Below are 20,963 nucleotides of genomic sequence, written 5' to 3' on the forward strand. Positions count from 1 at the left end.
GAGTAAATTGATATAATTTAAAGAAAGAAAAAAAATGATATTAATGATTAAAAGGGCAAATTTTTTATTGTTAATGAGCTTTCTTTCTGCTTTTTCTCTTTTTTCGGCTGAGAAAACAGAAAACATCAATACAAAAACAGCGGTGATTTTCAATACACTCTGCGGAGTGTGTCATGAAGGAGAATGCAGCGGAAGACTGAGTTATAATACTGGCATTAAAGCAGTGAGCCCTCATATAAAGCACTTTGCAGGCGACTCAAATATCTCTGAATCTGAGATAGAGGAATTATTTACTCTTTTAAACTATATGAAAAAAGAGTGTGCGCTGTTGATGCCAGACAGTGAAAAATTCAAACCGGAGAATCTCTCATACTTCGCTATATCTTCGTACAAAGGCTATTTTATTCCTCTTGGTATCTTGGAAAACGGCAATTATCGTCTTATTATTGAGATAAAAGGAGATGCTCTTTTCAGCATGGAAGTGCTCTCAGCTAATTTGAATCATTTTTTCGACCGGATATTCTATCCAAACCATAAAGAGCAAGTTCTCAGATTTACAATAGATAAGCCCATCAACGCATTTTTGCGTATCCGCAGTAAAGAACCTCTGTATATCATCGCTTTAAAAATCGAAAAAGAAGATGTTCAAAAATAGTATACGCAGACCAAGATGGTTACTCTTAAGTAAGCACAGCTTCCTACTTGAATCTATTAAAATCGTTGATAAGGGATAATATAAAAAATATTTATTTTTCTTTTTATATTTAGATAAAGTTTTCTTATATATAATGTTTCTATTACATTGATTTTATTATTTGTAATCATTATATTTCAAGGATCTAAAAATGAACTTCTTAAAAAATATTTTAAGTATTATTGGCGCCATTGTTATAATTGGAGCTTTAGTGGTATTTGTTAAGTATAATTTAAAAGACAAGATGGATAAAGCCTCAAAGCTAGATCCAAAAGCAATGAGTGCATATATGAATATGTTTAATGCAGTGCTTACAACCGGAAGGTCTGCTGATGCAATGGTTAGAAGAGTTAAGATCGATCCAGATGTTAGCACAGATGATGTTATAGAATCTATGAACAGTATAGCCGGCGATGCAAATATGCTTCAAGTTGGTGACTCTAGAATGGCAGAAATGTATGATCACAATGGTGAAAGACAAAGATATATTAGGATTTTACATTATTGTGCTCCAAATATTGCAAAAACATTTATTGATTATTCGGAAGCTTATGGTGCGTTTATGCCTTGTAGAATCCTTATAGTTGAAGATGACAATGGTGATAGATGGCTAATGACTATGGCTATGGAACTTATGCTTTTTGGTGGACACACTTTACCGCCTGAAATGATGAAAAAAGCTGAACATGTTAGAGACACTATGTATAAAATGATGGATTTAGCAGCTAAGGGAGACTTTTAAAAGGTCGATATATTAAGGCCCGGTGATAAGGTGATACCTATACTTAAACTCAGTATAAGGCATCAGGTTGCCGAAGAAGGCGATCATTAAACACGCTCATCTGAAAAATACAGATTTATCGGTTAACAAAAAGGCTCTATTTAACCTTAGGTCTAAAAGCCTTTATGACATCCTCGTTTGTCTCGATGTATGGACCCTCTATAAGGTCTATGCAATACGGTACGGCGGGAAATACTGCATCAAGGCACTCTCTTATGGATTTTGGTTTGCCAGGCAGATTTATGATAAGGCTTTTGCCTCTGATTCCAGCCGTTTGACGGGAGAGAATTGCCGTCGGTACATACTGCAGACTTACCTGACGCATAAGCTCGCCAAATCCAGGCATCATCTTTTGGCATACATTTTCTGTAGCCTCTGGAGTAACATCACGAAGTGCCGGACCTGTTCCGCCCGTTGTCACGACCAAACAACACTCCTCATCGTCACAAAGCTCTATCATAGTGCGTTCTATCATATCCTGCTCGTCAGGTATACATCTGTATACTATCTCAAACTCGCTTTTGAGGTAGTCTTTCATAGTGTCTTGGATAGCCACTCCCGATATATCCTCGTATATCCCTTTGCTCGCTCTGTCACTTGCCGTTATTACGCCTATTTTTATTTTACTCATAAATACTCCTTAATTAGTTAACAAAAAATGATTTGCCTCTTTTATATATGTCACAGTTGCAGCCTCTAAGAAAAACTCTCTTGCACCCGCTGCATCTATAATCTTATCTTCTCCGCCGAGATAGACCTCTATCTTTATACCTTTTTGTGCAAGATTTTTTAATTTATCTATATTCCACTCATAGTAAAGCAGCTCTTCGAGCTCTTCTATACTGCTTTTATCATGCTCAATAATCTTTTTTTCATAAGGCGAAAAACATAAAGAGATAAACTCATTTAAGTATTTTTCACTATTTTTTCTATATCCCATCAGTTGTATTTTTTTAAACTTCTCAGCTTTTGTCTGAAAAAAAGCTGGAGAGAAGAGCTGCAATGTATCTACTCTTTTTCCAGCATTTAACTGTTGGGTTATAAAATGAAAAGCTTTTATAGCTCCATAGCTAAAACCACAGACAGAGTACTCAGATGGATTAATAAAATCTTTAAAATAGTGATGCTCATTTTTTAAAGAAAATCCGCTATAAAACTTCATCTATTTTCTTTTTCACATCCACTTTAGTTATGCTTTCACGCTCATTTAAAACTCCCTCTACATACTTCATAACACTTTGCAGGGATTCTAACAAACTTCTTGTCTCATCATAAAGTTTTTTCATTAAGATCTCTTTTTCACTCTCTTGTACAATCAGAGATGAACCCATTCCATAATCTTGAATCATTTTTTCAACAATCTCTTTTGCTTCATCCAGATCACCCTTTGCGCTGCTGGTATGTTCATTATATTTAATATTGCATGCAACTATTCCGGCTAAAAGCATCTTAACTCTTGATTCAAGTTCATGTTTTATAAGAGGTTCATCCGTCGCCGGAGTCAATTTTTCATTGGATAAGAGCAACTTTTCAAAAGGAAGATCAAAATATGTTGCACAAATTACTTTTGCTGCCTGATATGTAACACGATATTGTTTTTGCTCATTGCTTAAAATCTGCAGCTTTTTCTTGCCAAACATAACTTTATCTTTTACTTGATGAAAGTGCTCGATAGTTACTTGAAAATCATGTTGTCTAATTGCAAGAAGAGATGCTTCATTGACAAGAGCCGCCAAAGATGCACCATTAAATCCAACTGTCATATTTGCTACTGAATTTACATCCAATTCATGCGGAACCTTCTCTAAATATTTTGATAGTATAGATGCTCTCTCTCTATTTGTCGGAAGCTCAACAAAGACTCTTCTATCAAATCTCCCCGCACGAAGCAGTGCCGAATCAAGCACATCTATCTTGTTTGTAGCAGCTATTACAATAACACCGCTTGAGTTCTCAAAGCCGTCCATCTCTGTTAAAAGCTGATTGAGTGTCGCCTCTCTCTCATCATTTCTCTGCCCATCTCTTTTTTTACCTACAGCATCTATCTCATCAATAAATATAATAGCAGGAGAGTTGTTTTTAGCAGCAGTGAAAAGTTCATGAACTCTTTTTGCGCCCATTCCTACATAGATTTGAACAAAAGAAGCACCACTTTGATAGTAAAACGGCACTCCCGCAGCATTTGCAACAGCTTTTGCTATCATAGTTTTTCCAACACCCGGAGGACCTACTAAAAGCACACCTCTAGGCATTCTTGCTCCAAAACTCTTATATCGTTTTGGTTTTTTCATAAAATCTATAATCTCTTCAAGTTCTATTTTGACATCACTTATTCCGCCGATATCACTAAATGTAACATCACTTTTTATAGACTCTACAGGCTGTGAGTGCTCTGGAAGAGAGCTAAATCTGCCATTTTTTATGTTCTGTGTATTAATGAGTTTGTTTTTTTGCAGCCATTTAAAAAGAAGTGTACCTAATCCTAAAAAAAGAACTAAAACAAGAAGATAAAAGTATATATTTGAAGAGCTTTTAACTTTTACTTTATAGTCTATAAACATTTCCGGACTAACTTGCGAAGATGCGATTTTATATACCTCTTTGTCTGTTTTAAGATATACAAAATCTTGTGAAGCAACAACACTTTTCACACTGTGGTCTTTTAAAATTTTTGTTGCTTCTTTAAGAGTAATCGACTCTGCATTGTCTCTTAAAATTGCAAATAAAACGAGAATAATTACCAAAAAAGCTGATACATACAGTGCTATTCTGTTTGACTTAGACTCTACCATAATTAAACTCCTCTTTTACCTCATAATCTTGCAAATTGATCCAGTTCCCTACTAAATCTTCACTGGATTCAATCATTATTTTATTAAAATGCTGATCATACCCTATAAAAAATCCATTTTTTTCATTCTCAACAAGAATATTCAGTTCACCGCCAAAAGCTTTTCTAAACTCAAAATTTTTCGCTTTTACAATACTTTCGAGTTCATGGAGTCTCTCTTTTGCGATTTTTGAACTTACTTCAGGCTTCATAATTGCAGAGGGCGTATTATCGCGCTTAGAATATGTAAATGCATGTAAATGTGTCAGAGGCAGCTCTTTTACATTTCTCATCGCCTCATCCCAAAGCTCTTTACTCTCTCCGGGATGACCCGTGATAAAGTCAGTCCCTATTGCATAACCTTTGTCTGCTAAAAATTCAAAAAGTTCTCTATCTTGTTTATAAACATTTCTTCTGTTCATAAATTTCAGCATTTGAGGAGATGTATGCTGAAGTGCGATATGAAGATGTTTCTCTAACCAAGGCTCACCCAAAATCTCTTTAAATTCATCGGTTATCTGAATCGGCTCAACACTTCCAAGCCGTATTCGTCTAACTCCTCTGATTTGGGATATTTTTTTCATTAGTGCGGCTATAGAAGTACCTGTTCTTTGCCCATAACTTCCAACATTTGTACCGGTTAAAATAAACTCTCCAAAACCGTTACGAGCAAGCCTTGATATCTGCTCTAAAACCTTCTCCTCATTCATGCTTCTAGCGTCCCCGCGGACATATGGTATGATGCAGTAAGAGCAGCGGAAATTGCACCCCTCCTGGATTTTTATAAACGCTCTGCTTTTTCCGACAAAATTATCAACTACACTCTCGTCAATATGGTTAAGATCGCCAGGCTCGTAAAAAGGCTCCTCTTTACTTAACATTGCATCTATTTTTTCTTTTTCACTCTGTCCAAAAACACCTGCAACTCTTCCCTGTTCTAAAAGCTTTTCACCTTTTGTATGCGCACCGCATCCGGTTAGAAAAATTTTAGCTCCACCATTTTTTTCTATATGCGAAATATATGAGCGAACATGCGTATCAGCTCCATTTGTAACTGTACATGAATTTACTACAACAATATCCGCTTCACTCTCATTTTCAGTTATTTCATAGTTTTGCATAGAACTCATCATAACTTGAGAATCGTAAAGATTTGTTCGACATCCGAAGGTTTTAAAATAGACTTTTTTCATAATTTCTTCTTTGTAAAATTAACATCTGAGAGAAAAACCGATAGTTTTATCATACTGTTTTCTCATCAATTTTAAATGGCGGAGTTTTTTTAGCCGGTTTCTCCAAATGCAACATTTGAGTCGGATATGCAATAGTAATATCATCTTCGGCATTAAAAGCATCTACTATTTCGCTCGAGATGACACTTCTTAGAGTAAGCGTTGCATATGCATTTGTCAAATACCAAGCATCAATTGTTATGCCATTTGGTTCAATAAATGAAAATATTCTCGGCTCAACATTGGTGTTTTTCAAACTATACTGGTTTCTAAGTTTATTTAACTGTTTTCTTGTAATATCAGTATACCCTTTGGAAAACTTTTTAGTTATCTCTTTTGCCAAATGTATAGCTTTTTTATGGTTTGAGTCAAATGTTATTGTAATTTTAACACCATCCCATACAGTTTTTAATGTACTATGCGTATAGTTTGCTATCATTCTTGTAAAAACATAATTATTTGGTATAAAAATTATTCTCCCTGCTCTTCTGTTGTCAATAACTGTTGTTAGAGTAACATCTTCTAAAATAGTCATACGAAGAAGAGATATATCCATAACATCGCCAACATATTTCATTCCATCCATATCTACACGGATTCTATCCCCTACATGTATACTTCCGCCAAAAACTATTACAAGCCAGCCGAGTATACTCATAAACCAATCTTTCATTGCAATCGCAATACCAGCAGATGCAAATCCTAAAATTGTGACTAAATAACTGACATTTTCTATATAATTAAAAAAAAGAATTAATATAATAAGCGTAAAATTACCAAAAGTGATAATCTTGTTTGCCATATAAAATCTTTCATTGTCTGTTATATATTTTTTAACAAAAAGCTTAAGTAAAAAGAAAAAAATCAGTACTACCAAAATAATTACACCGATTTTAGCAAGTTTAAATACTTGTGATTCAACATCTTTGTTTATACTTGCTTCAACTATATCGAGTCTCTTTTGGTAAACATCTGCCGTTACATTCATTGTATCAAGAGCCGATTCAAATCTCTCTAGCTGCTTACTTTTAAATTCTGCTGATTCTTTGTAGTTGTTCTCTTCGTCTATGGCCACTATCTGAGTGTATATTCTATACTCTGATCTTAACAATGAGATCAGCTCTTTTAACTCCTTTTTTCTTAAAACATAATCATTAAAATCTTTATCAAGAGTTTTAATACGAGAGATTCCTGCAAATATATCAAAAGGATTATTTATAGATGGAATCTCTTCTATATTTGGCGGAGTTAAAAGATCTGAAAAAGGATAACTGTCTTTTTTTTTCAACTTCTCTATTTGTGATGTTAAAATTTTTTCTCTTGAAATCAATGCGCTTAATTCATCTATCTCGCTTAAACTCTTTTTTCTTTTCTTTTGAAGAGCTTCAATTCTCTCTTTTATCTTCTCTAAACTCTCTCTGACATCCAAAGATGTAAGATAAGAAGCATAACTTTTTATCCAAACACTATCTTTTTTTGATATTTTTTTCTCTATCTCTTTTAGTTCTAAAATATAATTTGCAATTTTTTCTTTTCTTAAATCTTCTTCAGCAAGTTTTATTTTATCCATCTCAAACTTAGTGACATTGATATCATTTTTAATGCTATCAGAAAATAATATGGATGATGCAAGTAAAAAATAAAAAAATATTTTTTTCATCAATTTTTTCCAAATTTATTTAAAACACACATAATTGTTCCGTTATCTATTTTGTCTGTTATAACAAAATCACCAATACCAAGAGGAAGAACAAAAGTTATAGCAGAATCTGAACTTTTTTTATCCAAAAAGAAAGTTTCATAAAATTTTCTAACATCTTCAATTACATAAGATACAGGCAGATTGTATTTTTCTAAAAGAGATTTAACTCGCAATGCCTCTTTTTCACTCATAAGATTCATTTTTACAGCCATCTCATTTGCCATTACCATACCGATTGCAACTGCTTCACCGTGTAAAAATTTTTTATATTGTGTTTCATTCTCTATCACATGTCCAAATGTATGACCATAGTTAAGAGCAGCTCTAATACCTTTTTCCTTTTCATCCTCTGCCACAACAGAAGCCTTAGTTTGCACCGCCTGCTTAATAACCTCTTGTAAAACTTTGGGATTATTTAAATCAGCACTCTCTAAAAATGTAAAAAACTCTTTGTTAAAAGTTACTGCCATTTTTACTATCTCTGCAACTCCGGCACTAAACTCTCTTTGTGGAAGAGTAGTTAAAAAATAGGGATCAATATAAACAGCTTTAGGCTGATGAAATGCGCCGACAAGATTTTTTCCATACTTGTTATTCATCCCTGTTTTTCCGCCTACACTTGCATCAACTTGAGAAAGAAGCGTAGTAGGTATTTGAATAAAATCAATCCCCCTTTGAAATATACTTGCAGCATATCCTGTCATATCGCCGATAACACCTCCGCCAAATGCTATCAACATTGATTTACGATTAAAACGATTTTCAAAAAGAGATTCCAGTATTGCATCTATGCTTACCTGATTTTTATACTCTTCACCATCTTGTAATGTTATAACATGTAACTCTTTTGCACTGATTTTTGACAAAAGATAATCTAAATGCAGTTTAGAAACTGTTTGATTGGTAACTACTGCTACTTTTGTGTCAAAGTTCATCTTTGGGAGTGTGTCAATTGTAATATCATAAGAGTTATCAACAACTTTTTTTAAAGGAATGTGTACTTGCATTATCGGTCCAAAATTTAATTAAGTAAATATATAATACTTAAAAAATGATAAAAAATCACTGATTTTAAATTTGCACCGGTATAAATATTTGATGATGATCATCCAATTTGTGATAAAGTCTTTCACTGTCGGTAGATAAAATTGAGTAAATTTTTCTAAGTGTTAATTTTTTCGTAAATGGTATAATTTGAACAAAGTCATCTTTTTGTTTTAGTTTTTTTATCGGATTTGCATTCTCTTTAATCACTTTAATATTTTTTGAAAAAATTGTAGAAAGATTATAATAGTGCTCAATTACCTGCTCTTTTGTCTCTTGATGCTCATTTATATAGTTATAAAGTTCTATATTAATACTCATCTGTTCAGAAATATCAAATATCGTTGATGAAATTTTCTCCAAATCACGATTATCACCCAAAATAATAGAAGCATCTTTTATGGAAAAGAACTCTTTGTCTGCTATTTTAAGGACAGGAACATGCGCTTCATATAAGATTGTTCGCATCTCATAATCATCAAACATCTCATTTGGAACAATAACCAAACCTGCATGATAAGTTTTTATATCATCAAAAAAAAGTTTTTTTAAATCTTGACTATCGTAATTTATATCGATAATAACATTTTCACTTCTATACTCTTTAATTTTCCAAAGAACATCAATGTCATTAGGATTAACTACTCTTATCACTAAAGTATGCCCAAACTTTTTATGTGCAAACACTGCCCTCTCAATAAAGTTTTTCACTTTATCAAGATGTAATAAATTCATATCAAGATAGATATAAAGATTTGAGCCAAAAGGTTCAGGGAACTGACCAAGTTCTCTTTTAATTGCCTTATGAACAGATTTTAATACGGCAGGTTCTCCTACTAAAAGCAGAAGATCATTTGGTTGAATCATTCTGCGTCGATTTGGCATAATAAGTTTTCTGTTTCTATATATTGCAACTATACGCCAATCTTTTTGTTCAATTACACCTATATGTTTATAGATAAAAGAGCTTCCAAAAGGAACTAAAACTTCCATTATCTCACCTTCGCCTAGTCCTACATTTTGTGCTATTACAGGAACATTTGGCAAATAATCAATTAATCTTGAAGACAAAATTTCATTCGAGTTGATTAAAACAACATTTGAATCTTTGTTTTTTAAATCCCATTTGTTTAAAACTATAATACGAAGATGTTTTTTTATAGTTCTTATATTTTTTATCGTATGTTCTACATCGGCTTGATTATCCATAACTACAATAGCTTGGGCAAACTCCATTTTAAGTATATTTGCAAGTTTATAAAGACTAGTCGGATCAAACTCATAAAATTTAAAGCGAGATGCATTTACATTTTTATACTCTTTGGCCTTCGTCTCGATAACATAATATATATTTTCACTCGTGTATGTATCCATAACCCTGTTTACAAAATGTTTAGCAGTTTCACCGTCGCTTATAATCAATATCTTTTTCATATCTCATCTTTTATATTTTTTTCTTGATACTCTTTTTTTCTAGTTAATTTAACACCCATTTCAGCATGATGCGTATATGGAAATTGATCAAAAAGAGCTAAATCATCAACTCTGTGTGTTTTGCATAAAATTTCCAAATCTCTTACTAAAGTTTCCGGATTACAAGATATATAAAGTATAGTCTCATATCGAGAGACAAACTCACATGTGGCATTATCCATTCCGCTTCTTGGCGGATCAACAAATATCGTATTGATGTTATATGAATTTATATCTATATCTTTCATTCTATTAAACTCTCGCACTCCATCAAGAGCCTGAGTAAACTCTTCAACGCCCATTCTCACAAACTCAATATTTTTTACACTGTTTAAATCCATATTTGCTTTTGCCGCATTAATAGAAGATTTTGATATCTCTGTAGCCAAAACTTTTCTAAAATTTTTAGCAAAAGGTATAGTAAAATTTCCCGCACCGCAGTATAGCTCAAGCAAGTCTGTATCTTTATGAGACAAATTTTTTAAAGCCCATGCAATCATCTCTTCATTTACTTTGGAGTTTGGCTGCGTAAAACTATTTTCTATATATTTAAATCGAAATTCTTCTCCGTTAATATTTAGAATTTCTGTAACATAATCCTCTCCTATTGTAACCTTTTGCTTTCTGCTTCGCCCTATAATATAGATACCGAGTTCAGAGGCGATTTTAGAGGCAGTCTCTTTCCATGCAAGATCTAATTTTCGGTGATAAAGCAGTGAGACAACAGTCTCACCGTTGTTTGAACTTAAAAAATCAGCACCAAATAACTTAAAATCTATATTGTTCTCTTTTATGGCTTTTAGAAGCTTTGGCATAAGATCAAATATAGGCTGAGTGACTTGCGGACACTCATCTATCAAAACTATGCTTTTTTTATCTATATGATTCATTGCATAATGAATTTGATCTTCAATATGCCAAATTTTAAACTCACTTCTTGAACGATAGTTTTTCTGCGGTGATTTAAAAATAGATATACTGCCGCTGTAAAAAAGTTTGAATCTCTCTTTATTTACTTCTACTTTTAAAGCCAACTGATGTTCATATCCACCCTCATAGACTCTACATGCACCACACTCTCCAAAATATTTACAATTCACATTATCCACTTTATTATTTATTTTATTGAAGCTATAAAATTATCAAATTATTAAATCTATTATAATACCACAAAAAATATTTACCTCTATACTAAGAATATAGTTTGCAAATTTAATTTCAATTATAAGAGCTAAAAGGTATAATTTTATGAATTAAGCAAAAGAGTAAAAATGAATATAAATAGAGTAAGTATAGTAATTTTAGCTGCCGGAAAAGGCAGTCGTATGAAATCTAACAAAGCCAAAGTTTTACATACAATCTGCGGAAAAGAGATGCTTTATCATATCATAAAAGCATCGCGTGAAATCAGTGATGACATCACAGTTGTGGTATCACACCAAAAAGAGACTGTCATAGATAAAATGAGCTCCTGTTTTCATGATATCAATTTTGTTATTCAAGACAGCGATAATTTTCCCGGAACCGGCGGAGCCATGAAGAATGTGCATATTAAAAATGAGAAAGTGCTTGTTTTAAACGGAGATATGCCGCTTATCACAAAAGAGTCTTTAGAGGGGTTTTTAAAGAGCAGTTCTGATATCATTATGTCCATTTTCAATATGCAAAATCCCGACGGATATGGCCGCGTTATTATAGAAAACGGACAGGTCAAAAAGATAGTAGAACAAAAGGACGCTTCAGAAACAGAACTTCATGTAACAACGGTAAATGCCGGAGTTTATGCATTTTCCAAAGAGATGTTAGATAAATATATCCCCCTTCTTACAAATGATAATGCGCAAGGCGAATACTATCTCACAGATGTTATCTCCATGGCAAGAGCAGATGCCCACAAAATAACTCCTCTGTTGGTTGATGAGGAGCACTTTAAGGGTGTAAATTCCAAAAAAGATTTATCAGAAGCTGAAGTAATTATGCAAGAGAGAATTAAAACAAAATGGATGAACTCAGGCATAACTATGCAGCTTCCATCAACTATTTATGTCGAAGAGGGAGTAATATTTGAGGGCGAGTGCATTGTCGAAAACGGATGCCGTATTACAGGGTCGTCTAAAATAATCAACTCTCACATAAAAGCACACAGCATTATAGAAGAGAGCATTGTAAAAGATTCGGATGTCGGACCGCTGGCACATCTGCGCCCTGCTTCAAACATAGAAGATACCCACATCGGAAACTTTGTAGAAGTTAAGAAAAGCACGCTCAAGGGTGTTAAAGCCGGGCATTTAAGCTACCTCGGAGATGCAACCATTGATGAAGGCACAAACATCGGTGCTGGAGTTATCACATGTAACTACGACGGAATCAACAAGTATAAAACAACTATTGGCAAAAATGTGTTTGTCGGAAGCGACAGCCAGCTTATCGCACCCATTACACTGCAAGACAATGTTATGGTTGCAGCAGGCACAACCGTTAGAAGCGGAACAATTCAAAGCGGAGAGCTTGCCGTAAACAATGTAAAATTAAGAAAAATAAAAAATTTTTACTATAAATTTTTCAAAAAATAGCAGTTCTTCTTAGAGCTGCAATATAAAAAGATTTTTATTAATATATCAATATATCTTGATATATTAATAGTATTTAGCTATTATTCTCTTTTATAAAAAATTTAATACTTTAAGCGAGAAAAGATGTTTGAGTGGCTCGAAAATTTTAGTTACATTATAGTCTTTAATATTTTAAACTTAGAAAAACATAGTCCCATCAGTGAAGCTTTAAGCTTTTTTATCTATGACACTCTTAAAATTTTTATACTTTTAATCTCAATTATTTACATCGTAACACTTCTTAGAAGTTATTTTCCCATAGAAAAAGCAAGAGCTTATATAAGCGGTAAAAATAAGATAACAGGGCATGTTTTAGCAGCAATATTTGGCGTAATCACCCCTTTTTGTTCATGCAGTGCAATACCTCTGTTTTTAGGATTTTTACAAGCTAGAATTCCTCTTGGCGTAACATTTAGTTATCTTATTTCAGCACCTCTTAGCGATGCAGTCGTTATTGCTATGCTTCTATCTCTCTTTGGATGGAAAATCGCACTGCTCTACATTGGCATTGGTTTGTTTGTAGCTATTATTGCGGGAATAATTATCGGTTCAATGGGTTTGGAGAAAGAGGTGCTTATAGAAGTAAAACCTATTGATGAAATGAACTATAAAGAGGATGAGACAAAATTTAGGCACAGACTTAGAGAATCTTGGGAATACTCGAGAGATATTTTTAAAAAAATCTATCTCTATGTGATCATCGGTGTTGGAATCGGAGCATTTATCCATGGTTATATTCCTGCTGATTTTATAGCATTATATGCCGGCGGAGACATCTGGTATGCACCTATAGTAAGTGTTGTAATGGGAATACCGATGTACTCAAATGCCGCGGGAATATTGCCTTTAGTAGAGGTCTTGACATCAAAAGGGATGCTGCTTGGGACAGCTCTTAGTTTTATGATGGCAGTTGTTGCTCTAAGCCTTCCGGAAGCCATGATACTAAAAAGAGTTTTATCAACAAAACTAATAGCGATATTTTTTGCCATTGTTGGATTTGAGATACTTTTAGTAGGTTATTTATTTAATGCAATTTTACAATAAAGGAGAAAAAATGAAAATTGAGATACTGGGCACAGGGTGTGCAAAATGTAAAACACTTGAGGAAGCTGCAAAGCAGGCTGTAGCAAAAATCGGCGGGTTTCACAGTGTAGAGAAAGTTGAAGATATTGTAAAAATAATGAATTATAATGTTATAAGCACACCTGCTCTTGTTGTTGACAATGTTGTAAAAAGCAGCGGAAAAGTTTTAAGTGTTGATGAGATTGTAAAGATACTTAAGGAGTCTTAAAAAAACACTCTTAATGACTTATGCAATAACAATCGTTTGTCTGCATATATTTCGTTGTTTCAGGCTGAATAATCACATGTGTAACCCCGAAATTCTCTTTAAGACTGAAGCGGATGTTTTCAATTAGATGCTCAATCTCTTCAAGAGATTTACTCGATTTGAGTACTATATGAGCAGAAAAATATTTATCTTTTGATGATGGCAGAGTTAAATGGATATCATGCACGGCACATATTTCTTCAAAAGACAAAAGAAGTTCTTCATACTCTTTTGTTCCATTTATATTTGCATCTATTAAACTCAAAAAACTTTTTTTTAAAACTTTAAAACTGCTTATTAATATATATGTGCCAAAAACAAAAGTCAAAAGAGGATCAATATAAAGAACTTGAAAATAAAGCGTCATAACGGCTCCTAAAACTACTCCAAGAGAGATTACTGCATCTCCAAACATATGCAGATATGCAGCTTTTACATTTAAATCTTCATGATGGTGTTCGTGAGAGTGCAAATCAGGATTGTCTCTAAGAAGATAAGCACTGATACTATTTACAACCAAAGCTACAGACGCGACAACTATCACACTCTTTGCATCTATAAGCACCGGATTCATAAATCTTATAGCAGCCTCATATAAAACATAAATCATAGTAATACATAAAAAAAGTGAATTTACAAATGCTGCCATCATTTCGAAGCGAATATATCCGAATGTCATCTTTGAAGTAGCAGATTTAAGTGCATAATAAGATGCTATGAGCGCTACAAAAAGAGCCAAAACATCACCAAGATTATGAACTGCATCCGTAATCAATGCAAGTGAATTTGAGATAAAACCAAATATAAATTCCAAAACAACTATGATTATATTTAACATAGCAACAAACATAATTTTTTTAGATTTTAAATCTGAATATCTCATCATAAACCTTTTTTTTTAACTTTTGTGTTTATTTTACAATAAAATTCACACTATAAATATTATTAGGCAATGAAAATATTTTTAGATAAAATATTTATACCAATTGCAATTATAAAGGGGAGATTCTTTGAAAATAGTTCACTTTAGCGACACTCACTTGGGCTTTAACGACCTTGAAGTTTTAAACGACGAGAACATCAACCAGAGGGAAGCCGATTTTTACGACGCTTTTGCTCAGGTCGTAGAACAGATAAAAGAGATAAAACCAGATTATATTATCCACACAGGCGATCTGTTTCACCGCTCAAGCCCCTCAAACCGCGCTATCACTTTTGCACTTGAACAGTTCAAAATCATAGACTCTCTTGATATCCCTTTTATCCTCATAGCGGGAAACCACTCAACACCCAGAACAAACCTAAGTTCGCCTATACTAAAGATATTTGACAACTTTAAAAATATATATGCGGCATATAATCAAGAGTATAAAAAGATAGAGTTTGAGCACATAATATTTCACGCCCTGCCCCACATGAACGACGAAACAAAAGCGCTCTCACAGATAGAACTCTGCGAAGAAAGCATAGACAAAAGCAAGAAAAATATTATGATGATGCACTGTTCCGTGGGTGCTTTTTATCTTATGAACGAGTTTGGCGAGTGGGTCTATCCGAGTGATAAAGAGTATATCTTTAAGATGATGGACTATGTTGCACTCGGGCATTGGCACGGTTTTGGAAAGGTCGGCAAGCATGAAAATGTCTACTACAGCGGCTCGACAGAGAGAACGAGCCTAAATGACAAACGAAACTCAAAAGGCTTTGCAGAGATAAATCTATACGACGAACTGCAGGTCGAGTACAAAGAGATAAATATCCGCCCTATTCTCACAAAAGAGATAGATTGCGAGGATTTTGAGAGTTCAGTCTCAAAACTCGATAAAAGCGACATTAAAGAGGCTATAGTGGAAGTCATATTAAAAAATATCACTACTTTACAATCCATCGACATACAAAACTCAGAGATAAAAAAGCTTTTTGCGGACGCTATGAGCGTCTCGGTAAAGCGAGAGTTCAAGCAGACACAGAGACAAACAGAGATGATGGAAGCCGAAGCCGTATCCCTTGAGGAGTTTTTTTTACAACACATAAAAGAGGAAGCAAAAGGAGAGGAGTTTGAGAGACTCAAACTCAAAGTCCAAGAGCTCTTTGCACACTATGAGGAGGTTTGTGATGATACTATCTAGACTCCGACTTAAAAACTTTAAAAAATACAGCGCCAAGACAATAGAGTTTGGCGAGGGGCTTATCGGCATCATCGGCAAAAACGGAAGTGGGAAATCTACCATTTTCGAGGCGATATTTTTTGCACTTTACGGCGAGCTGAGGAACAAAGGGTATAAAGATATTATCAAAAACTCAAATGCAGACGCAAAGGATGCGGTGGTTGTCGAACTTGAGTTTGAGTTTGATGCGGCAATCTACAGAGTAGTTCGCGAATTTCGCGGAAAAGCGATGAGCGCAAACGCAAAACTCTACAAGAACGAGGAGCTTATAACAAGCGGTGCCAAAGAGGTGACAAGCTCCATAACCTCACTTACAAAGATGAGCAAAGATGCTTTTGTGAACACTCTTTTTGCCTCCCAAAAAGAGCTTACAAGCCTGAGTGCGCTTAAAAACGAAGACAGAAAAAAGATGATAAGAAAACTTCTTGGGCTGGAGAAGATAGACTTTGTCGAAAGAGAGCTGGTTGAGAAAAGCAGAGAGCTAAAACGCGAGATAGAAGCATTTAAAGAGGTGCTTTTGGGCGAAGCGGAGATAAAGCAAAAAGAGGGGCAGATAAAGGAAAATATCGCTTCAAAAGAGGCTCTTGCAAAAGATGAGAAGAGCAAGACAAAAGAGCTTGACGCACTAAAAACTAAAGAGAAAGAGATAAAAAAAGAGCTCACTATATTTGCAGAGACAAAAGAGAAGAAACAGAAGCTTGCCTCACAACTGGAACTGACGAAAAACTCCAAAAACAGCGAGATATTAAACCAGGTAAAACTTAACGCTGAGTTTCATGAACTTGAAGATAAGCAAGAGAAGCTCGAATCCTTAAAACCTGCGGCAAAAGAGTATCTTAGCCTGCAGCAGCAGTTAAAGGAGCAGGAGAAGCTCAGAGAGTTCTTCCTCAAAAAAGAGGGGCTGCAAAAGGAGCAGGTTCAACTAAGAGAGCAGTACACAAAGAGCAGATCAGACATTGGCGCACTTGAGAAGGCCTGCGAGGGTTATGACGAGTTTGTCTTAAACGCAAAAAATCTGGAGATAAACATCGCAGTTTTGCAAGAGAGCGTAAAGACAAAGCAGACGATCGAAAACGAGCTAAAAGCTGAAATAGCCTCTGAACAAAAGCAGATAGATATCACGAACGCCAAGATAGCCAAGCTAAAAGAGCTAGGAAACGAAGGAGCTTGTCCGACATGCACAAGACCGCTTTTAGAGGAGTATGACAATGTTGTAAACTCGCTTGTCCACGCGGTCAACGAGACACACCAAAAGAAGATTGATGAGTATAAGAAGCAGCTTACTGAGGTAGAGACTCAAAAGAGCGCATTTGAAGCCGAGAAGAAGCAAAAAGAGAAAGAGTTTTCGGAGATTGTAAGCAGTATTAAGATCATAGATAGCAAATTAAAAGACCTAAAAGCCGCACAAGAACACTTTGCCCTTGTAGAGCAAAAAGGGCTTAAAAACAAGCAGGAACTCAAAGAGCTTGAAGCCTACAGTTACGATGAGAAAGCGCACGAGAAGATAAGAAGCGACTTCGCATCTCTTGAACCAAAATACAAACTATACATTAGCAATGAGACAGAATTAAAGAGACTTCCCGTAGTAAAAGCTGACCTCGCACTTGTAAGCAAAAGAATCGAAGATCTAAGAGAACAGTACAAGAAAAAAGAGGCGGAGTTTAACCTTGTCATCTACGACGAAGAGAAACACAAAGCAAAGCTTGCGGAGCATAACGAACTGTTCAAAGCCATAGATGCAAAAGCAGCACTTCTGATGGAGATAAAAGTAAAAGTTGCAAAGATCGAGGGCGAGATAAAAAACATAGAAGCCTCGCTTGAGAACAATGAGGCGCAAAAGAAAAAAGTTCAGAGCAAAAAAGATGATCTGCTTGACTATGAGAAAATAAAGATGAGTCTTACGGAGTTTAAGACACGCCTAAATGCAAAGATAGCACCCCGCATCTCGGAGATCGCCTCAGAGATGTACGCTCGTATCACAAAAGGAAAATACCAGCACATAGAAGTCAGCAACGACTTCGATTTTTTCATCTACGACGAGGGCAAAAAGTACCCAATAGAGCGTTTTAGCGGCGGAGAGATAGACCTCGCAAATCTAGTGCTTCGCATAGCAATCTCAAAAACCTTAACCGAACTCAGCGGAGCAAGCTCAATAGGTTTCTTGGCATTTGACGAAGTGTTCGGAAGTCAGGACGAAACAAGACGCATGGAGATACTAGAAGCTTTCCACACCATCAAAGAGCAGTACAGACAGATATTTCTTATAAGCCACGAGATGGAGATAAAAGAGATGTTTGAGCGGGTTGTGGAGTTGTAAATAAAATTAAAATTTGGAGAAAAAAATGAGTGCTTTTAATAGAGGTTCAGAATGGAGAAAATGGGATTTACATTGTCATACTCCTTTAGACCATGAATGGATTAACAAACCAAATTTAGATACTGTAGAAAATAAAAAAATATTTGCTAAAGAGTATATTGATTTTGCTAAAGCACAAGCTTTATCTGTTATTGCCATAACTGACCATAATTTTTGTTCTTCAATAGATAATTTACTAATTCCTTACATTCAAAAAGAAGCATCTGATAATGGAATTACTATTTTACCAGGGTTTGAAATAACTGCAAAAGATGGGAGTGGTATCCATTTATTAGTATTATTTAAAGAAAAAACGGATTTATCTAAGATACATGAGATTGTAAAAGCTTGTTTCAATCCTGGAACAGATCTTTGTCCAAGTTCTGGAGTTCCTATTTCTGATTTAAGTATTTCAGAAATAAAAAACAAGGTGAACTCTTCAAAACTAGATTCAATTTTTATATTTGCACATGCAGATAGTAAAAGTGGTGTTTTAGATAAAAAAACAATTGATGGAACAAGAAGAGTTGATGAATGGAATAATAAAAATGTAAGTATTTGTCAATTATCAAAAGCTATTGACAGTTTTAATAATGGTACATTTTTAGACCATTTATCAAAGGGCAATGTCCCATTATATAAAAGAGATATGACATATATCATTGCTTCTGATTGTCGTAGAATTAAAATTGAGAATGCCGCTGATGGAAGGTTTTATCTTGGTCAAAAATTTGTATGGATAAAAGCCGAACCAACATTTGAAGGACTCAAACAAATTATTTATGAACCTGAAAGAGTAAGAATCCAAGAAGAAAAACCTGAAATCAAAACAGATTATGAGGTAATAAAAAGTATAAAAATAATTGATACCACAGACACATTTACAAATGAAAAAATAGGATTTAGCAATAATTTAAATTCAATAATAGGTGGTAAATCTTCTGGAAAATCTTTATTGCTATATTTATTGGCAAAAACAGTCTTACCAATCGAAAAATATAAAGAAATTAAAGGGTATAAAAACTTTGTAGAATATGATAATCTTGACGGTATTGATTGTGAAGTAGAATGGGAAGATGGGCAAATATCTAAACTTCTAAGTAGTGATAATAAAAGATATATTGATTACATTCCTCAAATGCACTTAAATAACATAGCAGAAGATAAAGAAAAAAATATTACTTTTAAACAAACAATTGATGAACTACTACATAGACAAGCGGACTACACAAGCTCATTACATAATTTAACATCAAAAATATTAGAACATAAGCAATCTTTAAATAATGAAATAGATAAATATTTTGATAATGAAAAAGAGTTATATAGACTACAAGGTGAATTAACACTTCTAGGAGATAAAAAAGCTATAGAAGCTAGTATTATAAAATATAATCAAGAGTTAGTTGCATTAAAATCAAAATCTACTTTAACCCCAGAAGATGAAGAAAATATTAAAAAAATACAAGATTCTATTGCAGAAAACAATAAAGAAAAAACTATAAAAAACAATGAAGTAATACTATTAGAAAGTATTAAAAAAGTTTTTCATATGTTAGATTCAAAAGTTATTACTTTTATAGATGAAGAGTTTTCAAATGTTATGGCAATTGAAGAAAATAAAAGCATACTTGAAGAAATTAAAACTAATTTGTCTAAAAATTTAATTTCTTCAATTGAAAGTTTCAAATTAGACAACCCTCTTATTACGGAAACTTTAATTGCTACTATCTCAGAAATAGACGAAAAAATCAATCAACTAACTATCTCTTTGGAACCATTTAATGAAAAATTTGATGATAAAAAGAAATTTTTAGATACACAAAAAAAACTTGCTGATGAACAAGAAAAATTAAATAAAATTTTACAAAAAGAAAAAGAAATAGAATCTCAAAAATCAACATTAGTTTTAGATTTATTTTTAACGAAATATAGTGAACTTTTTGATACTTATAAAAAAATAATAGAACTAAATGAGCCTTATAAACTCATAGGTAAAGATTTAGAGTTAATTACTGAAATAAAATTTGACACAGAAAAGTTTTATTTAAATTTTTCATATTATATTGCTAAAAATCAGTCCTTAGATAAAATTTTTGACCCTACAATTTATACTGTAAAAAATGAATTCATATATAAATCGTCAGACCATATTAGGAAGATCAAAACTATTCTAATTAAGTTGTTTGAAGGAAGTATTTCTTTTAACAAAAATAAAATTAGAAAAGAAATGATTACTTATTTATTTGATGATTATTTCAAAATTACATATGATTTAAAACAAGGTAATGATAGATTGGAGCACATGTCACCTGGTAAAAAAGGCATCATTTTATTCCAATTATTCTTAGAAATAAGTTCTTCAAAGATACCTATCTTAATAGACCAACCAGAAGATAATCTTGACAATAGAACTGTTTATGACACATTAACTGAGTTTATTAAAAATAAAAAAATTGACAGACAAATAATTATGGTTTCACATAATTCTAATCTAGTTGTTTCCACAGATTCTGAAAATATTATTGTTGCTAATCAAAATGGGCAGGGAGAAAGTGCAATTAAATTTGACTATGTTAATGGTGCATTAGAAAACACCTTCAAAAATCGCGCTGAAAGCATTTCAGTGTTAAAATCTCAAGGGATTAGAGAGCATGTATGTGATATTTTAGAGGGTGGGGAAATTGCATTCAAAAAAAGAGAACAAAAATATAATATAAAATAAAAATCAACTTAACTAA

General features: G+C 33.6%; 17 protein-coding genes. 8 read left to right on the plus strand and 9 right to left on the minus strand.

Features of this window, described 5'->3' with window-relative positions; genetic code table 11:
* Positions 1 to 34: 34 nt before the first annotated feature.
* Both FJR47_RS05495 and FJR47_RS05500 read left to right on the plus strand, forming a co-directional pair.
* Positions 35 to 655: a hypothetical protein gene (locus FJR47_RS05495; RefSeq protein WP_152299445.1), complete on the plus strand. Its 621-nt coding sequence runs from the start codon at positions 35 to 37 to the stop codon at positions 653 to 655.
* 190 nt (positions 656 to 845) lie between these two features.
* Positions 846 to 1,436: a DUF302 domain-containing protein gene (locus FJR47_RS05500; RefSeq protein WP_152299446.1), complete on the plus strand. Its 591-nt coding sequence runs from the start codon at positions 846 to 848 to the stop codon at positions 1,434 to 1,436.
* 136 nt (positions 1,437 to 1,572) lie between these two features.
* Here the strand turns inward: FJR47_RS05500 and mog are convergent, their stop codons facing one another.
* The 8 genes from mog to trmA all read right to left on the minus strand — a co-directional run bounded on the left by mog (position 1,573) and on the right by trmA (position 10,856).
* A complete protein-coding gene (gene mog, locus FJR47_RS05505) occupies positions 1,573 to 2,106 on the minus strand; it encodes a molybdopterin adenylyltransferase (protein ID WP_152299447.1) in 534 nt (177 codons plus the stop codon).
* Positions 2,107 to 2,115: 9 nt separating this feature from the next.
* Complete coding sequence (bioV, locus tag FJR47_RS05510) at positions 2,116 to 2,637, minus strand: pimelyl-ACP methyl ester esterase BioV (RefSeq protein WP_152299448.1); 522 nt, start codon at positions 2,635 to 2,637, stop codon at positions 2,116 to 2,118.
* Positions 2,624 to 4,267 carry an AAA family ATPase gene (locus FJR47_RS05515; RefSeq protein ID WP_152299449.1) on the minus strand — a complete coding sequence of 548 codons (1,644 nt, stop codon included), beginning with the start codon at positions 4,265 to 4,267 and terminating at the stop codon, positions 2,624 to 2,626. Before FJR47_RS05515 ends, bioV begins: the two co-directional genes overlap by 14 nt.
* Positions 4,254 to 5,498: a tRNA (N(6)-L-threonylcarbamoyladenosine(37)-C(2))-methylthiotransferase MtaB gene (gene mtaB, locus FJR47_RS05520; RefSeq protein ID WP_152299450.1), complete on the minus strand. Its 1,245-nt coding sequence runs from the start codon at positions 5,496 to 5,498 to the stop codon at positions 4,254 to 4,256. The genes FJR47_RS05515 and mtaB overlap by 14 nt, the downstream gene beginning before the upstream one ends.
* A gap of 49 nt (positions 5,499 to 5,547) precedes the next feature.
* On the minus strand, positions 5,548 to 7,197 hold the full coding sequence (locus FJR47_RS05525; RefSeq protein ID WP_152299451.1) for a mechanosensitive ion channel domain-containing protein: 1,650 nt from the start codon (positions 7,195 to 7,197) through the stop codon (positions 5,548 to 5,550).
* The gene (aroB, locus tag FJR47_RS05530; RefSeq protein ID WP_152299452.1) at positions 7,197 to 8,246 is read right to left on the minus strand and encodes a 3-dehydroquinate synthase; all 1,050 of its coding nucleotides are present in this window, start codon (positions 8,244 to 8,246) and stop codon (positions 7,197 to 7,199) included. Before aroB ends, FJR47_RS05525 begins: the two co-directional genes overlap by 1 nt.
* Positions 8,247 to 8,310: 64 nt before the next feature.
* Positions 8,311 to 9,717: a COG3400 family protein gene (locus tag FJR47_RS05535; RefSeq protein WP_152299453.1), complete on the minus strand. Its 1,407-nt coding sequence runs from the start codon at positions 9,715 to 9,717 to the stop codon at positions 8,311 to 8,313.
* On the minus strand, positions 9,714 to 10,856 hold the full coding sequence (gene trmA, locus FJR47_RS05540) for a tRNA (uridine(54)-C5)-methyltransferase TrmA (protein WP_152299454.1): 1,143 nt from the start codon (positions 10,854 to 10,856) through the stop codon (positions 9,714 to 9,716). The genes FJR47_RS05535 and trmA overlap by 4 nt, the downstream gene beginning before the upstream one ends.
* 171 nt (positions 10,857 to 11,027) lie before the next feature.
* Between trmA and glmU the strand changes: the two genes are divergently transcribed.
* The 3 genes from glmU (at position 11,028) to FJR47_RS05555 (ending at position 13,659) form a co-directional block, all read left to right on the plus strand.
* Complete coding sequence (glmU, locus tag FJR47_RS05545) at positions 11,028 to 12,329, plus strand: bifunctional UDP-N-acetylglucosamine diphosphorylase/glucosamine-1-phosphate N-acetyltransferase GlmU (RefSeq protein WP_152299455.1); 1,302 nt, start codon at positions 11,028 to 11,030, stop codon at positions 12,327 to 12,329.
* A gap of 123 nt (positions 12,330 to 12,452) precedes the next feature.
* Positions 12,453 to 13,412, plus strand: coding sequence for a permease (locus tag FJR47_RS05550; RefSeq protein WP_152299456.1), 960 nt, complete (start codon positions 12,453 to 12,455; stop codon positions 13,410 to 13,412).
* Positions 13,413 to 13,422: 10 nt separating this feature from the next.
* Positions 13,423 to 13,659, plus strand: coding sequence for a thioredoxin family protein (locus FJR47_RS05555; protein ID WP_152299457.1), 237 nt, complete (start codon positions 13,423 to 13,425; stop codon positions 13,657 to 13,659).
* Between the two features lie 10 nt (positions 13,660 to 13,669).
* Here FJR47_RS05555 and FJR47_RS05560 read toward each other — a convergent pair whose 3' ends face one another.
* On the minus strand, positions 13,670 to 14,581 hold the full coding sequence (locus FJR47_RS05560) for a cation diffusion facilitator family transporter (RefSeq protein WP_188093702.1): 912 nt from the start codon (positions 14,579 to 14,581) through the stop codon (positions 13,670 to 13,672).
* Between the two features lie 127 nt (positions 14,582 to 14,708).
* Here FJR47_RS05560 and FJR47_RS05565 point away from each other — a divergent pair, with 127 nt between their 5' ends.
* Genes FJR47_RS05565 through FJR47_RS05575 form a run of 3 tightly spaced genes read left to right on the plus strand, consistent with a single transcriptional unit; the run spans position 14,709 to position 20,947 of the window.
* Positions 14,709 to 15,827, plus strand: a complete 1,119-nt coding sequence (locus FJR47_RS05565) for a metallophosphoesterase family protein (protein WP_152299459.1) — start codon at positions 14,709 to 14,711, stop codon at positions 15,825 to 15,827.
* The gene (locus FJR47_RS05570; protein WP_152299460.1) at positions 15,814 to 18,183 is read left to right on the plus strand and encodes an AAA family ATPase; all 2,370 of its coding nucleotides are present in this window, start codon (positions 15,814 to 15,816) and stop codon (positions 18,181 to 18,183) included. Before FJR47_RS05565 ends, FJR47_RS05570 begins: the two co-directional genes overlap by 14 nt.
* A 25-nt stretch (positions 18,184 to 18,208) precedes the next feature.
* Positions 18,209 to 20,947 carry a TrlF family AAA-like ATPase gene (locus FJR47_RS05575; RefSeq protein WP_152299461.1) on the plus strand — a complete coding sequence of 913 codons (2,739 nt, stop codon included), beginning with the start codon at positions 18,209 to 18,211 and terminating at the stop codon, positions 20,945 to 20,947.
* The last annotated feature ends 16 nt before the right edge of the window (positions 20,948 to 20,963 follow it).

It is taken from the genome of Sulfurimonas xiamenensis, from assembly GCF_009258045.1.
Classification (GTDB): domain Bacteria; phylum Campylobacterota; class Campylobacteria; order Campylobacterales; family Sulfurimonadaceae; genus Sulfurimonas; species Sulfurimonas xiamenensis.

What these genes read in the sequence shown, in the direction of transcription:
- FJR47_RS05525 (WP_152299451.1), bottom strand. Translation starts at nt 7,197, where the DNA reads ATGAAAAAAATATTTTTTTATTTTTTACTTGCATCATCCATATTATTT.
- FJR47_RS05555 (WP_152299457.1), top strand. Translation starts at nt 13,423, where the DNA reads ATGAAAATTGAGATACTGGGCACAGGGTGTGCAAAATGTAAAACACTT.
- mtaB (WP_152299450.1), bottom strand. Translation starts at nt 5,498, where the DNA reads ATGAAAAAAGTCTATTTTAAAACCTTCGGATGTCGAACAAATCTTTAC.
- FJR47_RS05515 (WP_152299449.1), bottom strand. Translation starts at nt 4,267, where the DNA reads ATGGTAGAGTCTAAGTCAAACAGAATAGCACTGTATGTATCAGCTTTT.
- glmU (WP_152299455.1), top strand. Translation starts at nt 11,028, where the DNA reads ATGAATATAAATAGAGTAAGTATAGTAATTTTAGCTGCCGGAAAAGGC.
- FJR47_RS05575 (WP_152299461.1), top strand. Translation starts at nt 18,209, where the DNA reads ATGAGTGCTTTTAATAGAGGTTCAGAATGGAGAAAATGGGATTTACAT.
- FJR47_RS05535 (WP_152299453.1), bottom strand. Translation starts at nt 9,717, where the DNA reads ATGAAAAAGATATTGATTATAAGCGACGGTGAAACTGCTAAACATTTT.
- mog (WP_152299447.1), bottom strand. Translation starts at nt 2,106, where the DNA reads ATGAGTAAAATAAAAATAGGCGTAATAACGGCAAGTGACAGAGCGAGC.
- FJR47_RS05500 (WP_152299446.1), top strand. Translation starts at nt 846, where the DNA reads ATGAACTTCTTAAAAAATATTTTAAGTATTATTGGCGCCATTGTTATA.
- FJR47_RS05570 (WP_152299460.1), top strand. Translation starts at nt 15,814, where the DNA reads ATGATACTATCTAGACTCCGACTTAAAAACTTTAAAAAATACAGCGCC.
- aroB (WP_152299452.1), bottom strand. Translation starts at nt 8,246, where the DNA reads ATGCAAGTACACATTCCTTTAAAAAAAGTTGTTGATAACTCTTATGAT.
- FJR47_RS05560 (WP_188093702.1), bottom strand. Translation starts at nt 14,581, where the DNA reads ATGAGATATTCAGATTTAAAATCTAAAAAAATTATGTTTGTTGCTATG.
- bioV (WP_152299448.1), bottom strand. Translation starts at nt 2,637, where the DNA reads ATGAAGTTTTATAGCGGATTTTCTTTAAAAAATGAGCATCACTATTTT.
- FJR47_RS05495 (WP_152299445.1), top strand. Translation starts at nt 35, where the DNA reads ATGATATTAATGATTAAAAGGGCAAATTTTTTATTGTTAATGAGCTTT.
- FJR47_RS05550 (WP_152299456.1), top strand. Translation starts at nt 12,453, where the DNA reads ATGTTTGAGTGGCTCGAAAATTTTAGTTACATTATAGTCTTTAATATT.